Below are 16,092 nucleotides of genomic sequence, written 5' to 3' on the forward strand. Positions count from 1 at the left end.
TAAATGCGTTTTTAAACTAATTTTTTAAATACATCATATTGGAATCAACATGAATCAAACTGACAATGCTGCAGTTTCAGCACATCTCTCCCATGTGCGTATTGTCATGGTGAATACAACTTTGCCAGCAAATATTGGTAGTGCATTACGTGCCATGAAAACCATGGGTCTTTCTAAACTTGTTTTGGTTGCGCCAAAAACTTATCCGCATCCAGACATTAATGCGCTCGCTGCTGGCGCAGTCGACTTAATTGATCAAATTGAAATCGTTGACACCCTAGAAGACGCAATTAAAGATTGTCATATTGTATTTGGTACGAGTGCACGTAGTCGCACTATTCCTTGGCCTTTACTTGATGCACGCCCTGCTGCGGAAATGTCACTCAAAGCCGTATCTGAAAGCAAACAAGAAGTAGCTGTCGTGTTTGGCCGTGAAGACCGCGGTTTAACCAATGAAGAATTGGCGATGGCCAACTACCATGTGACGATTCCAGTCAACACTGAATATGGCGTTTTGAACGTTGCGCAAGCTATTCAAGTGATTTGTTATGAAATGCGTATGGCAGCTCTTGGTTTAACAAAATTAACCAGCAACCCTGATGCAAATATGCATGTGACTAAAGACATCGATATGGAATGGGATGAACCTTTGGTCACCCATGAAATGATGGAGCAGTTCTACCCACATATTGAAAAAATGTTGGCAGAGATTGAATTTATGGATCCTAAAAATCCAAGATTGTTACCTTTGCGCTTGCGTCGTCTATTTGGACGTATACAATTAGATCGTATGGAATACCACTTATTACGTGGCATCTTTAGCCGAGTACAGGCTTTAAATAACGGAACATGGAAAAAATCAACAAAGAATGAGGATCAATCAAATGCTTAAACAGCTCAAAGAAGATATACAGGCTGTCTTCGCGCGCGATCCTGCTGCACGAAACACGCTCGAAGTCTTAACAACTTATCCAGGTATTCATGCTCTGATCATGCACCGCATGGCTCATGAACTCTGGAAAAAAGAGTGTAAAGGCTCAGCTCGCCTCTTGTCTTCTTTTAGTCGTTTTGCCACAGGCATTGAAATTCATCCGGGTGCAAAAATTGGTCGTCGTTTCTTCATCGACCACGGCATGGGTGTGGTTATTGGAGAGACAGCAGAAATTGGGGATGATGTAACTTTGTATCATGGTGTAACCCTTGGCGGGACTACGTGGAATAAAGGTAAACGTCATCCGACGTTGGCAGATGGTGTTGTGGTTGGTGCAGGTGCCAAAATTTTAGGGCCTTTTACCGTAGGTAAAAATGCCAAAGTCGGTTCAAATGCCGTTGTCACTAAAGAAGTACCACCTGATACGACTGCTGTAGGTAATCCAGCACGCTTTATTAGCAAAGATAAGCCAAAGGATGATGCTGAAACACGTCGTCGTGATTATGCTGAAAGTATTGGTTTCCAACCGTATGCAGCGACACAAGATCAAACCGATCCAATGCTTGAAGGTATGCGTGTATTACTTGACCGCATTCAACAAAATGAAAAACGTATGAACAATTTATGTCAACGTTTATCACTCCTTGACCCAACCTTTAACAAACAGCAGTTAAACGAAAAACCATTTAGCCAAGAAGAGCTAAAAATCATTGAAGATGTGCGTCGCGAATGCGAAGCGCAAAGTTCACAATCTAAAGCTTAACCAAAAGCAATCACAATCACAATCACAATCAATAATGTGCGACTTGCATGTTGTTCAGAGATTTTTTAGACTGACCAACATGCACTTTTGTATAAAATAAATTAAATGGATGAACATTATGACGCTTAAGCCCTTGGCAGCTGCTTGTATTGCTTTAACTCTTGCCGCTTGTGGAAGCGCCCCAACTAAGAATAATGCACCTAAAGATGCAATGATCTTTGTAGAACCAGAACTTACACCTCCGTTCTATGCCCTTAACCCTTTTAACTACGATGCCCCACCTCCATTTGAATTAAATCTACAAAAAGCAGCGGCTCAACCTGTAACTAAAATGGTTGTGACAAGCCCGACTGACCCTTCTAAGAAACTCACACTTGAAGAAAACCGTTTGATCATTACAACTGTTAACAGCAAAGAACGCTCTATGAAATTTGCTGCATTGGCAGGTGATAACGAAATTGATATCACAGAAATTGATGACTTCTTACAATTGGTTGAAGGGAAAGCTCGTCACTACCCACCGCGTTTTGTACAACGTCAAGAACGTAAAGGTTTTGAGCTGAAACTTAAAGAAGTAACTCAACAGCTTGATACTTTAGCTTCAAAAGAGAATGCTTCTTTTGACATCCTAGTGCGTGCATTCAAAGCGAGTGTTATGGCACGTAACCTAGATTTAGGTTCTGTGTATACCACCAAGTCTTTAACTTATGCTCAGCGCATTCTTAAAATTAACCAAGAAGATGCTGAAGCAAACTTCTGGTTTGGTTTTGGTCTCTCTGAAGGTGGCGGTCAACGTGAAGCGATTCCATATTTAGATAAAGCAATGAAAGCGGGTGTACAAGAAGCCTACCTGTCAGCTGCAAACAACTATATTGCTATGGAACAAAAAAAGAACGCGATTCAAGTCTTGAAAAACTATAAAGTAAAATACCCTCAAGAAGGTGAAGTTGCTGATCGTTTAATTCAAGAAATTGAAAAGCAAGGCCGCTGGAACGTATGGCAAGTATTAAATCCACCTAAAGTTGCTTCTTAATCGTATTGATTTAGAAATTTCTTTTGAAAAAGACCGTTTTAACGGTCTTTTTTCATTTATGGCGAATTGAAAATCCTGACAATTATCGTATGATTTGAAAATATTCAAACTTATTTTGCGACCTACCTATGCAGCTAAATACTAAAACAATACTGCTCCTTGGAATCATGAGTACCAGCGTACTGAGTGGATGTCAGGTCGTCAGTGTCAAAAATCAGAAACTTAATGTTTCGATTGCCAATGAACGTGAAAGTATCTTATCTCGAAACAAACTCAGTGAAGCCAGTTTAAACGTCTTATCAATGACTGGCCGCGAAGCCAAAGCCTGTACTGAAAACCCACAAGCTTGCGTCGACGAATTACAACAAATTCCTCAAATTCAGGATGAACAATTGCTTGCAACCGCAAGTGAGCTGTATTTAGCCAAAGCTATCGAACTTGAATCATCTTCTGCTTGTAAAATTGGGTTATTAAGTAGTCATAAATCCGATGAAAAGAAAAAGCTTGAAGAAGCAAACTATAATCAATGTCTAGATAACCAATTAACCCTATTAGATAAGAGCATTCGCTATAGTTATGCCTATATGTTCAAAACGAAACGTGCACCTGCCGATCGTATCTTTGACAACAGACAGGTTCAAATTCGTGATTTTTACAACCAAGGCATTGCAAAATTAGTTAATAGCTACTCTCTTCGTTATAAACCTCAAGAAGCAACGCAGCGGATCACGGTTGGGCATACCACCTATCACATCAATTTTAGTCATTATCCAGAGCTGCAAAATCGTAAAATTGAGCAGTTGATGTCCACATATAACTTGAACTTTTCAGGCTTGCGCTCGATCACCCGTCGGGATGGTTTTGGCTCTGAGTTTTTAGTGGTTCTACCCGATGACAGTGCAAATCCATCAGAAAAATCAAAATATATTATCGACCCGCTTCACTTTAAATATCCGAATGGTGCTAATCCAAATATTCATCCAGCACGTTATCTTGCAGCGACATTTACGGCAGAACCTGTCAATGCAGGCTCAGTAGAACAAATTCTGAATAGTAAAGAATTTCAAATCAAAGCGTATGATCCCTACAAATATGAGCAAGTGAATATCGGTAATAAAAATTATGCGTTGGCAGCAAACTTTTCTGCACCTTATGGACTGTGGTTAGCGCAAAATAACCTCGGTAAATCAGCCTATTTATCATTGATTGACCGTGATGAAAAACTGACTATGCCGCATTTGTATATGTTAGAGCCCTACAATCCGAATAAAAAAGTCATCGTATTGGTACATGGTCTTGCTAGCAGTCCCGAAGCATGGATTCGATTAACCAACGATATTATGGGTGATTCTGTGCTGCGTGAGCACTATCAAGTATGGCAAGTATTCTATTCAACGAATATGCCGATTATTGAAAGTCGATTCCAAATTTATTCAATATTGAATCAAACCTTTGACAAGGTTGCTGCTAATGCGCCTGCAAAAAAGGATGCTGTCTTGGTCGGCCATAGTATGGGCGGTATTATTGCCCGCTTATTAGTGAGTCAAGCAGATACCACGCAAGATGCTTTGAAAATGATGAATTCCCGCCAACTTGGCCAATATCGAAACATCCCTGTGGTCAAAAACCGCTTGGTCATGGATGATATACCAAACTTCAGTCGTGCGATTTTCCTTGCTGCCCCACACCGTGGAACTGCATTTGCAGACCGTTGGTTTACCAAAGCTGCACGTAAAATCATTAAACTTCCAGGTGCATTCTTATCGGCTATGGGGGATGTCATTACTCAAGAAGAAGACTTGAAAGATTTATTTAAAGAAATTGATCACGGTTTAATTCAAAATGGGCCAAGTGATTTAAGCCATCAATCCAAGTTTATTGCACTAACTGAAAATATCCAGCCGCGTAAAGGATTGAAGTTTCATTCAATTATGGGCAATAACACCAACAGTGATGACCTTAATATTATTAGTGATGATGTTGTACCTTATAGCAGTGCGCATTTGGATGGGGCAGTCTCTGAAAAAATTATTAAGGGTGGACATTCTATTCAAGAAACGCCTGAAGCCGTATTGGAGTTACGCCGAATCTTACGCTTACATTTAATCGAACTCGGTTTGTACAAGCCTTAAGTAAAAAAACCGCCTACATAGGCGGTTTTTTTAACACTAAATTTAATAACATTATTCAATCCCAACTTTTTTGTTGTGCATAGCATGCATCTAAGGCTAGTTCATAATAGGCCAAACCCTCTTTGGCCGCATCAAAGGCTTTTTGTTGCATAACGAGATCATGCTCGCATAAACGCTTAATGAGTTCCATCGCTTCATAAGGATGAATATCATCATAATGCGCATGAGCACGTAACCAAGCCAAACTACGTTTATTTATATTCACCTCTGGATGTGACGTATAAGCCGAAATTCCGGCATAGACTTTTGTGCTCCAATCACCTGTTGCCCACTCTATAGCCAAATTGGTTGCTGCCAAGCATTCGGCTAAATGACCACGCGTATTAATATTCCATAAAAAATGGTTTATCGCATTCATGGCTGCTGGAGGTTGCACACGATCAAGTTCATCTACACTTAGACCAAAACCTCCTGCCCAATCTCGGTACCAATTTAAATGACGCTCTTCAACCTTAATATTTTGTATCAACCAATTCCGTGTTTCGGTGACACCCAACTCGGAAAATTGAGTCGCTTTACTTAAGGCTAACCCCATAAAAGATGGAAAATGTGCCACCAAAGGATAAAAGTTTAATAAGGCAAAACGAAAGCTATTTAAAGTTAATTTTCCACTAGCCATATCTACAAAAAATGGGTGTTCACTAATTCTATTTTTATATGGTAATAAATTATCCCAAAATTGCTGTGACCATACTTGATGTGGGGTTATATGAAATTCCTCTCCATATACATTACGATTATCTTTTTTTATATTTTGTATTATCGATGTCATTTCGCCTTGCTGCCTATCTGACTATTCTCTTCATATTAAGTGAATATATTCCGAACACAATCCTTTTTTAAAGATCGTAGTTTCATATATTTATTATAATTCAAATTTAAATTTCACCATTCACATAATCATTATTTAAGATTTTTTACAAAGGCATAAAAGTGCTTGTTTTATTTTAAAATTTAATATATTTAATCATTATTATCCATTCTAAAAATAAGCAAAATTGAAATGATATAAAAATCCATAACTTTAATGTGAGCGTGACAACGTATGAAGTTAAAAGGCTCTAAACTTTTAGATCGAGAAGCGATCAACAATTTGATCTCTAAAAGATTAAATAAAGTTCACTTTTCTAAAAATTTAGAACCTGTCTATAGACGTCAATACCAAAATGAAGCCGCCTATGAGTTCCGCGTGCGTGGCATTATTATTTTTATGCTCTATAGCTTTTTAAGTTATGGCATTTATCAAATTATCCCCGCTGGTAAAAACTCAACACTGTGGTTTTCACTCTATGTTTGGGTCGGCATCATTATTTTAGTTGCTTGGATTTTATCTTTCCTTAAACGTTTAAACCAATATTTTGATTTATATACTTGCATTGGTTCAATGTTTGCCGTAGCGATCTCTTTTATTATTGTGACGGTGGTGGGCAACGACCACAATGACGCCTTATTACACGCAGCCATGATGTACGCTGTTGTGATTATCTATGCTTTTGTTGGCATGCGCTTTTATACTGCGCTTATTGCAGGATGGTTTGGCGGTGTTATTGGGGTCATTGTGACGAAACTGTTTCACTATAATATAGATTGGACTTTTCTTAATCGCACATATACTTTTAGTAGCTTCCTCGGTATGGCACTTGCCTATGCAATTGACCGGCAACATCGTGAAAACTACTTACAAAACTGCATGATTGAACTCAATCAATTAGAAATGAAAAAGCAATCAAGACAATTATAATTACTCTCTCAGATTGACTCACTCACTGGACTTGCAAACCGACGCCATTTATCAATGATACTTGAACAGCAATGGCGCTATGCAATGCGCCACAAGCACCCTTTAAGTATTATGATGATTGGTATTGATTGCTTTAAGAACTATAACGATCATTTGGGTCATCAAGCTGGTGATCAATGTTTAAAATTGATTGCTCAAGAACTCCTCACCATTAGCAGCCGCAGTGGTGATTTAGCTGCACGCTATGGTGGTGAAGAATTTCTGGTTCTTATCCCAATGTTTGATGAAAAACAAATCGAATCTTTAGCTGAATATCTCATTCATCGTATTCATGAGCTAAAATTGCCACATCCTGCAAGTAGTGTTGCTGACATCGTGACGATTAGCATTGGCACAGCAAGTATCAAGCCGAATGAAAAGATGACCTAAATCAATTTATACGTACCGCAGACAATGCGCTTTATAGTGCGAAAGCACATGGACGTAATCAATATTGTATCGGTGCTGAATTGATGGCCTCTATTTAGCCACCGCCATAATATTCATACGCTTATCTGTATCTTACATCTCCTCTATTTCTTTTCTGCATTATTTATACACAGCAAAGTCGATTACGGCTTTTTGTTCAGACTTTTTTTGTTAGAATCATCCGCGGTATTTGTTTCTGAACGTCGAAGTTTTAAATACAGTCTAAGAATAAGCATAAACCTGTACATATTGACTTTATTTCAGTCCTTAAGCTCTTTTGACAAATACACAGCTATTTATTTTTAAGGTGTTTTATTTAATGCAAGCAGCGATTTCAAAGATGGATCTGTCTACTTTAACCCCTATGATGCAACAGTATATGTCAGTGAAAATGCAAAATCCGCATTCATTGATGTTTTATCGTATGGGCGATTTTTATGAGCTTTTCTTTGAAGATGCACATAAAGCAGCGAAACTTCTTGGAATCACTTTAACCCATCGCGGTAAAGCCAATGGTGAGCCAATTCCGATGGCAGGCGTTCCCTACCATGCAGCGGAAGGTTATCTCGCACGTCTCGTCAAAAAAGGCGAAACTGTCGTGATTTGCGAACAAATTGGTGAGGTTACCGGTAAAGGTCCAGTCGAGCGCGGTATCGTTCGAATTATTACACCGGGTACATTGACTGATGATGCACTCATTGCATCACATCAAAGCTCTAACTTGGTTGCTATCTGTCTGCAACAAAACCAAATTGGTATTGCCTTACTTGATTTAAGTGCGGGCATTTTTAAAGTTCAGCAAATGGACTATCAACTTGAACAATTAGCAATTGAACTTTCACGCTTAATGCCAAGTGAAATTTTGATAGATGAAGATTTAATTGATCCAAACATTGTTGAGCAAATTAAACGTCAATTGGACTGTCCAGTAACAAAGCGTCCCAATGTTGATTTTAATTTAAACAATGCGCAAAAAACCCTATGTGACCAATTTGCCACCTCTACCCTTGCCGGTTTCGGTATTGATCATTTACCGCTCGCAAAAGCTGCGGCTGCGGCATTAATCCACTATGCACGAGTTACGCAAAAAACTGCGCTACCTCATATTCGCAGTATTCAACTTGAGCAAAGCAGTGATTTTGTCGCACTCGATCCTGTTACACGCCGTAATTTAGAACTGATTGATCCTTTATTTGAACATGGCACATCATTATTTCAATTGATCAATGATTGCCAAACTGCAATGGGTGGACGTTTACTTAGCCGCACCTTGATGCAACCACTACGTGATTCAGCATTATTAGATGCACGATTAGATGCATCACAAGCCATGTTACAAGGCTATCACGAATCCCCTATACGCTTAGTATTAAAAGAAATTGGTGATATTGAACGTGTATTGTCTCGTGTTGCTTTAGGCAGTGCTCGTCCACGTGATTTAGTTCAATTACGCCAAACCTGTGCGCAAATCCCTTACTTGCGCCATGCACTCGAACCGATGATCCAATCGCATCAATCTAAGTTATTAATGCAATTGAATGATGAGATGGGCGATTTTCATGGATTACATCAGCGTTTGCTGTCCGCGATTGTTGAAAACCCACCTGTATTGCTACGTGATGGTAACGTGATTGCAGAAGGATTTGATAGTGAATTAGATGAGCTACGTCAAATTCGTGATCATGCAGGACAATTTTTAATTGACTTAGAAATACAAGAACGTGAAAACACAGGTATTCCAACCCTTAAAATCGGTTACAACCGTGTTAGTGGCTATTACATTGAATTAACGCGTGCACAAGCAGAACAAGCACCAGATCATTATATTCGCCGTCAAACACTCAAAAATGCCGAACGTTATATCACGCCTGAACTGAAATCATTTGAAGACAAAGTCCTTTCAAGCGAATCACGAGCACTTGCACGTGAAAAAATGCTATTTGAAATGTTACTTAATGAATTGCGTGAAGACATTGGCAATTTACAAATGATGAGTGCAGCCATCGCGCAAATTGACTTATTGGCCAACTTCGCCCATCAAGCCCGTCTTCGTAATTGGACACGCCCAGAATATAGCCCTGAAATTGGTATCCATATTAAAGCCGGTCGTCATCCTGTCGTCGAAGCATTAAGCAAATCGGCATTTACGCCAAACGATACGACGCTCGACTTTAATCATCGCATGGCCATTATTACTGGGCCGAACATGGGTGGTAAGTCCACCTTTATGCGTCAAACCGCTTTAATTACGTTATTAGCGTATTGTGGTAGCTTCGTGCCTGCGCAATCAGCAATACTCGGCCCAATTGACCGTATATTTACCCGTATTGGTTCAGCAGATGACCTTTCCACAGGTAAATCTACATTTATGGTCGAAATGACTGAAACCTCACAAATTTTACATCACTCCACCAACCAATCTTTAGTCCTTATGGACGAAGTTGGTCGTGGCACGAGTACCTATGATGGCCTGTCACTTGCTTGGGCATGTGTATTGGACTTAACACGTCGTATCAAGTGCTTATGTTTATTTGCAACACATTATTTTGAACTGACTGAACTTGGCAAAGATGCCAATATCGATAATTTCCACGTTACTGCACGTGAATTGAATGGCAATCTCATTTTATTACACAAAGTTCAGCAAGGGCCTGCGAGTCAAAGCCATGGTCTACAAGTTGCTAAATTAGCAGGTATTCCAAATGCGGTAATTAAAGAAGCGCAAAACCGTTTGCGTATTTTAGAAACCCAGCAAAAGCAGCAACTCAATACCGCGGTACAAACTGACTTATTTGCAGATGTCGCTCCAGCTGAAGTAGTTGAACGCATCGTTGAAGTGGAAAAGGAATCTCCTGCACTTGATGCATTAAATAATCTTGATGTTGATAATTTGACACCTCGAGAAGCATTACAGCAACTTTATGCATTAAAGGATTTATTAAAAATCTAAATCTACTTCAATTTGAAAGCCCCCCTATTAGGGGGCTTTTTTTAATCCAATTGAAAAAGGAGTAGCTTTGAATGTAAAACGCTCAAGGTAAAATGCTAAATAAAAGTGTGAGTTCAGGCCAGCTATTGAGTATGATTATCATTACATCGCTGTTTTGGTTAAATTGTTCAGTTTTTAGTAATTTTAACAGCACTGCATATAATAAATATCAATAAAAGGAATTGTTAGTTGTGCTATTTTTTGCCTAAAATACACTATTAGTTATTAGAACCATATTTTTAGGTAGCTGTCGCCATGACCTTTGTTGTCACTGAAAACTGTATTAAATGTAAATATCAAGACTGCGTAGAAGTTTGTCCTGTTGACTGTTTCTATGAAGGTCCTAACTTCCTTGTAATTAATCCAGACGAATGTATCGACTGTGCATTATGCGAACCAGAATGTCCAGCAAATGCAATTTTCTCTGAAGATGAATTACCAGAGGGTCAAGAAGTATTTATCGAACTCAATACTGAACTTTCACAAAAATGGCCAAACATCACTCAAATCGGTGATCAACCTGCTGACCGTGAAGAATGGAATGGCAAAACTGATAAATTACAATATCTTGAAAAGTAATTTTACAGATTCAAAAAAGATCAGCACATGCTGATCTTTTTTTATACCGAATGCACACATTTCATTGCAAAATATTCAAAATTTCTCACTCAAATTAGATTAAAATAGAACAAGTTTATAAATAATTGATTTCTATAATGAAGCATTTAATTAAGGGATTATTGTCCGTTGCAATTTTCCCACTTGTTTTCATTGGTTGTACCAGTACACCACAAAAACAAGGCCACACTATTACAACTCACGACGGTAAACGTATTTACATTCCTCAAGAAAAAGTCTCAACCGTTCGCCAATCGCAACCTAAAGTTGTTCCTTATGCTTACAACTCCTGGGTGGCATCTGTAGATAATTTGCGTAAAGTACGTGATTACGAGGTCTTTCTTGAAAGAAATGGTGTTGGCAATATTATTCCTTCTTTTGAGCTTATGCGTACAGCGCGAGATTGGCAAAAATGTGGCCGTTCAGAGTATATGGTGCCTAATCGTGAGCTATGGGCTAACCAAATTTCTACCCTGCGTGTATTTAAGTATCTCGTAGCAGCAAACATCTTAACAGACTTCGAAGTGACATCGGTTTATCGTGATCTGCCATTAAACCAATGTGCTGGTGGTGCAAATTCATCTCGTCACTTATTCAATTCTGCAATCGATTTTCGTATTGGGCCAGTTTATCCTCAACCTGAAGATTATGCCTATATTGAAAATACGAAATTCCGTCTTTGCCAATTTTGGGCACAGCATGGTCAGAGTTTAAATATGGGGCTCGGCTTATATTCTAGTGGTCAAATTCATATTGATACTCAGGGCTATCGCACTTGGGGACCAGATTTATCTAGACGATCTTCAATGTGTAATTACTAATAAATTACAATGTCATACCAAGACCTCTTTTGAGGTCTTTTTTGTGTATAAAACAGGCGATTATTGAACAATAAATTGCGCTATGTATGGAAAGGTTTAAAATGCTCTCATCAAAAATGAGGTGCTACAACATGCAACAAATGTGGACAGACATTGATGCTTACATCGATTCACATTTAATTCCTGAAGATCCAATTCTCACTCAGACATTGAAACATACAGATGAGCGTGGTTTCCCCGATCATCTTGCTGTAGCGGCTAACCAAGGCATGTTGCTACAAATGTTGATTCAAATGAATAAGTGCAAACGTGTTTTGGAATTAGGAACTTTTGCTGCATATAGCACCATGTGGTTAGCACGTGCACTTCCAGACGATGGCTATATTTTAACGATTGAAGGTCGTGATACGCACGCAGCTTTAGGACAAGAAAATATCGACAATGCAAAATTGCCTCAAAAGATTGATCTTAAATGTGGTCGTGCTGCAGATATCTTACGTGCCCTACCCGAAAATACTGAACCTTTTGACTTTATTTTTGTCGATGCGGATAAGCAAAGCTATCCAGAATATCTAGAGTTGAGTCTGGATCTCTCACATTCAGGTACGGTTATCGTGCTGGACAATGTCATTCGTGCAGGCGATATTTTGAATCCAGAAAATCATAAACCGAGTATTGAAGGTATCCGTGATATGTTCATAGCTATGCAAAATAATCCTCGTATTTTATCTTGCACCGCATTGCAAACGGTTGGTTGTAAAGGCCATGATGGTTTCGCACTTGCGATTGTAAAATAACTGATTAATCTTGAGATTGCACAAAGATTGATTTGGATTAAAAATCAATCAATACAATATTTTAATTAATAAACAGCAACTTACAAAAACAACACACAGAGTTATCCACAATATATGAGGATAACTCTGATTATTTAAAATACAAAATCAATACTTTAATCTGTGTCTAAAATTCCTGTTTAATTGCCACAACTAAACACTTTTATTTCACAACTAGTAAAGGGACACTCGAATTCCTAAAGATACTGGTGGTGATACTACCTAAAAAGAATTGATGAATTTTACTGTGACTAAATGCACCCAATACAATTAATTGAATACCATGCTCTTGTTGATAATCCAAGATATTTTCTGAAACATCTCCATAACGATACTCAGTGACAACATCCAGTCCGGCATTGGTTAAAAAGTTTTTGGGATCATCTAAAATTTGTGGATGATCACCAACATAGACTAGATGGCATTGTAAAATACGTAATAAATCACTCTTAGCCACGCGTTTCATTAAATCAACACATGTTGGCGAATATTCGTAAGCAAAAATAAACCGTGTAGGTGGCTTAAAGGTTGGCCCTACAGTCATTACAGTACAGCTTGCACCACGTATAAAGTTTTCAACATTACTCCCTAATGGCTTATTACGCTCTGCTGAGCGCTCACCAACACGTCCAATTAATACAATGTCATCAGACTGAAGAACATTAAAACTCTGTTCTAAAAAGTCGCCTTTTTCCTGAATGTGTGAGGTTTGAATGCCATGTTTGTCCTGAATCATTTCAGAAATATGTTTGAGTAGATTATTACTATAATCGAGTGCTAGATCACTTTGTTTTTGCTCAAGCTCTGCCAGTTCTTTTAAAAGCATGGCATTACTTTCAAAACCAATCACACCACTAATTTCACCTAGATGATAACTTGCTGGGTAATAGTCAAGGACTTGAAGTAGAACCAGTTCACGATTGGTCTGTTTTGCAACCCAAGCCGCTGCATCTGCTAATGCATTAATGCATGGCGAAGAGTCGATACATGCGATAACTCGTTTCATGATTAGCCCTCGTTTTATTTTTGCTTGGCTATAAAAGTTGTTTGTTATTTTTAACTTATCACAACTCTGTTTCGTGATGCATACATTTGTGTAAGTTTAAAAGCCATTTTTTGCACAAATGTATGGCTTTAATCTCGATATCGAATAAATTTAGCTGGATTCCCTGCCACAATCGCACGTTTTTCGACATGCTTCGTCACCATACTATTCATACCAACAATTGCTTGTTCTGCTATGTGTACACCATCCTTTATGCCAACATGTGCACCTAACCAGACATCACGTTCAATTTCGATTCCTTGTGAGCGTACAGCTTGTTGGTAAATTGGCATATCTGTATCCATGCCGTGATCAAAAGCATACAGATGGCAATAGGCAGCAATTCGTACTTGGTCGTGTAGCTTAATTCCGACTCGGCCACCATCCAGTATACAGTGATGATTTATCGCTACTTCACTGCCTATTTCAAGCGGCCCATGCAATGTGCAATCTGCTGCAATAAACGTATTATCACCAATTTTAATCTTTCGACCTGGCTCAGCAAATATATGAGCGAGCGGTGAAATGAAACAGTTCTCACCAATTTCAACGGTTTCCATCGACATAAGATATTCTTGATATTCTTTTTGCCAAGCTTCGGCCCATACTCTATTTTTTGGTTTCAACGACCGATACAACCATGGCATGTAATTCAAGCGATGTTTATGCTGTTCACGATATTTCAGTAGTGGGTCTTGCTCAGTCATCTAGTTTAATCTCAATTATTTGGTTGGTTGTTTGAGACAAATTGCCTCACAAGAGAAATGAATACATTATTCATCCACTATTTTTAACTGCTCGCGCCCTCTACTCACATCTTGAAGTTTAATTGCAAGTGGTTCGATCTGATGAACCTGTAGCGCTGCTTCAATATCTACGCCTGTCGCAGTATATTCTTCTTGAAATTCTATTTTTTGTTGATTTAAGTCATATTGAATAATTGCCCACTCATTAAATTGACAACTAAACTGCACTTTTTTCTTTTCAATTAACTCAATTTTTTCAGCAAGCATTAAACATTGACCTGCACAGCCACCATAAGCACGGACTAATCCACCTGTACCTAACTTAACGCCGCCATACCAACGATTTACCAAAACCAGCACATTGGTTAAATCATTGCCTTCTATTGTTGCTAAAATTGGTCGCCCTGCTGTTCCTGAAGGTTCACCATCATCATTGAAGCGTACAGTATGACCAATTTTCCATGCCCAACATTGATGGGTTGTGGAGATATCACGGTTCGCTTCTAAAAAGTCTTTAACAGCCTGTTCATTTTCTACAGGGACAGCTATCGCCTGAAAACGACTTTTCTTAATGTCCTCTTCAAAACAAACCTGTGTAGAAAGTGTAAATGCCATATCTTCATTCGAACTAAGTGGAACAATGATTATATCTATTTTGAAAGACTTACCGATAAAAAAAGCCTCCATAGAGGAGGCTTTTTAAACAACTATTACATTATCGTTCACGCAAAGCTTCGCTGGCTTTGTTAAACGGTTTAACCAGATATTCAAGTACTGTTTTCGAACCTGTACGGATATCGACTGTTGCGACCATACCAGGCGTGATACTAAAGTCCTTACCTTCTTTATTGGTCAACTTATCACTATCTGTCCGAATATACACACGATAGTAAAACTGATCTTGTTTAACTTCATCACGTAAGGTATCAGGCGAAATTACCGTCACTTTTCCTTTTAAACCACCATAGATTGAATAGTCATAAGCAGTAATCTTAACCAAAGCCTCTTGCCCTGGACGGATAAAAGCGATGTCGCGTGGCGAAATACGTGCTTCAACTAAAAGCTGCTCATCTAAAGGCACGATAGTCATTAACTTACCATTTTGAGGAATCACCCCGCCTAAAGTCATAACATCAATTTCTTTAACAACACCACGGACTGGTGATTTAAAAACAGTACGACTGAGCGTATCAGATTTACCACGAACCACTTGCTGTTGTGATTCAATATCCATATTCGCCTTAGAAAGCTCTTCGCGAGATTTGACATAGTACTGGTTACGTACGTCATTCATTTGATTTTGCAAATCATTGGCTGAACGCTTTAAGCGTAAAACTTCAACTTCACTCGCTGCACCTTTTGCCACCAAAGGCTCAGTCATCGCCAATTCTTGTTGTACAAGTACCAGGGCTTGTTTTAGACCTGATAGTGATTCATCCAAATTTGCACGACGTGAATGATATAGTGCTGTTTCTTCGTTCACTAATGTAGGAATTTTTAACACATCATTGGGAAATTTTAAAGCAGTCCCATTCACTTCTGCACGAAGACGCGCTGCTGTCGCACGAGCTGCCACCAGTAGTGACTCAGTCTCTGCCACATTCGATTCAAAACGTGTTGGGTCTAATTGCGCAAGGACTTGCCCTTGCTCAACAATTTGGCCTTCCTTCACATTTAATTTGGTTAAAATACCGCCTTCTAAAGATTGAATGATCTGCTCTTTAGATGAAGGAATTACTTTACCTGTACCCGTTGAAACTTCTTCTAATTTGAATAACCATGCCCAAATTAAAAGTACTGCCAAACCAATGGTTATAATCCAAATAATCAAACTCGTTTTTGGTAATGGTGGTTCTTTAAAACTGACAGCATTTGAACGTTTTACTTCTTGCTTATTATCGCTCATGAC

At 38.7% G+C, this 16,092-nt stretch carries 13 protein-coding genes and 1 pseudogene; 9 read left to right on the forward strand and 5 right to left on the reverse strand.

Going from position 1 to position 16,092, the window contains the following annotated elements:
- Window positions 1–49: 49 nt before the first annotated feature.
- From A9J31_RS03470 to A9J31_RS03485, 4 genes are all read left to right on the forward strand, one after another.
- The gene (locus tag A9J31_RS03470) at window positions 50–892 is read left to right on the forward strand and encodes an RNA methyltransferase (RefSeq protein WP_067762574.1); all 843 of its coding nucleotides are present in this window, start codon (window positions 50–52) and stop codon (window positions 890–892) included.
- Entirely contained in the window at window positions 885–1,694 is an 810-nt protein-coding gene (gene cysE, locus A9J31_RS03475; protein WP_067762575.1) for a serine O-acetyltransferase, read from the forward strand. Before A9J31_RS03470 ends, cysE begins: the two co-directional genes overlap by 8 nt.
- Before the next feature lie 118 nt (window positions 1,695–1,812).
- Complete coding sequence (locus tag A9J31_RS03480) at window positions 1,813–2,727, forward strand: ABUW_2363 family tetratricopeptide repeat lipoprotein (RefSeq protein WP_067762576.1); 915 nt, start codon at window positions 1,813–1,815, stop codon at window positions 2,725–2,727.
- Between the two features lie 128 nt (window positions 2,728–2,855).
- Window positions 2,856–4,859 (forward strand): alpha/beta fold hydrolase, encoded by a 2,004-nt coding sequence (locus tag A9J31_RS03485; protein WP_067762577.1) that lies wholly within the window; start codon window positions 2,856–2,858, stop codon window positions 4,857–4,859.
- Between the two features lie 55 nt (window positions 4,860–4,914).
- Here the strand turns inward: A9J31_RS03485 and A9J31_RS03490 are convergent, their stop codons facing one another.
- The gene (locus tag A9J31_RS03490; RefSeq protein WP_081410254.1) at window positions 4,915–5,691 is read right to left on the reverse strand and encodes an iron-containing redox enzyme family protein; all 777 of its coding nucleotides are present in this window, start codon (window positions 5,689–5,691) and stop codon (window positions 4,915–4,917) included.
- A gap of 273 nt (window positions 5,692–5,964) precedes the next feature.
- On the opposite strand from A9J31_RS03490, the pseudogene A9J31_RS03495 reads away from it, so the two are divergent.
- The 5 genes and pseudogenes from A9J31_RS03495 to A9J31_RS03515 all read left to right on the forward strand — a co-directional run bounded on the left by A9J31_RS03495 (window position 5,965) and on the right by A9J31_RS03515 (window position 12,353).
- Window positions 5,965–7,187: pseudogene (locus A9J31_RS03495) on the forward strand (GGDEF domain-containing protein).
- Window positions 7,188–7,447: 260 nt separating this feature from the next.
- On the forward strand, window positions 7,448–10,078 hold the full coding sequence (mutS, locus tag A9J31_RS03500; protein ID WP_067762578.1) for a DNA mismatch repair protein MutS: 2,631 nt from the start codon (window positions 7,448–7,450) through the stop codon (window positions 10,076–10,078).
- A gap of 294 nt (window positions 10,079–10,372) precedes the next feature.
- Window positions 10,373–10,696 carry a ferredoxin FdxA gene (fdxA, locus tag A9J31_RS03505; RefSeq protein ID WP_053580096.1) on the forward strand — a complete coding sequence of 108 codons (324 nt, stop codon included), beginning with the start codon at window positions 10,373–10,375 and terminating at the stop codon, window positions 10,694–10,696.
- A 137-nt stretch (window positions 10,697–10,833) separates the two neighbouring features.
- On the forward strand, window positions 10,834–11,556 hold the full coding sequence (locus A9J31_RS03510) for a M15 family metallopeptidase domain-containing protein (RefSeq protein ID WP_067762579.1): 723 nt from the start codon (window positions 10,834–10,836) through the stop codon (window positions 11,554–11,556).
- Window positions 11,557–11,687: 131 nt separating this feature from the next.
- Window positions 11,688–12,353, forward strand: a complete 666-nt coding sequence (locus tag A9J31_RS03515; protein WP_067762580.1) for an O-methyltransferase — start codon at window positions 11,688–11,690, stop codon at window positions 12,351–12,353.
- A gap of 202 nt (window positions 12,354–12,555) precedes the next feature.
- Here A9J31_RS03515 and A9J31_RS03520 read toward each other — a convergent pair whose 3' ends face one another.
- The 4 genes from A9J31_RS03520 to A9J31_RS03535 form a co-directional block, all read right to left on the reverse strand.
- A complete protein-coding gene (locus tag A9J31_RS03520) occupies window positions 12,556–13,398 on the reverse strand; it encodes a universal stress protein (RefSeq protein ID WP_067762581.1) in 843 nt (280 codons plus the stop codon).
- 128 nt (window positions 13,399–13,526) lie between these two features.
- Window positions 13,527–14,144 (reverse strand): acyltransferase, encoded by a 618-nt coding sequence (locus A9J31_RS03525; protein WP_067762582.1) that lies wholly within the window; start codon window positions 14,142–14,144, stop codon window positions 13,527–13,529.
- 66 nt (window positions 14,145–14,210) lie between these two features.
- Window positions 14,211–14,798: an IMPACT family protein gene (locus A9J31_RS03530; RefSeq protein WP_067762597.1), complete on the reverse strand. Its 588-nt coding sequence runs from the start codon at window positions 14,796–14,798 to the stop codon at window positions 14,211–14,213.
- A gap of 100 nt (window positions 14,799–14,898) precedes the next feature.
- Window positions 14,899–16,089, reverse strand: a complete 1,191-nt coding sequence (locus A9J31_RS03535) for an HlyD family type I secretion periplasmic adaptor subunit (protein ID WP_067762583.1) — start codon at window positions 16,087–16,089, stop codon at window positions 14,899–14,901.
- Between the last annotated feature and the right edge of the window lie 3 nt (window positions 16,090–16,092).

This window comes from Acinetobacter gandensis (assembly GCF_001678755.1).
Lineage (GTDB): Bacteria > Pseudomonadota > Gammaproteobacteria > Pseudomonadales > Moraxellaceae > Acinetobacter > Acinetobacter gandensis.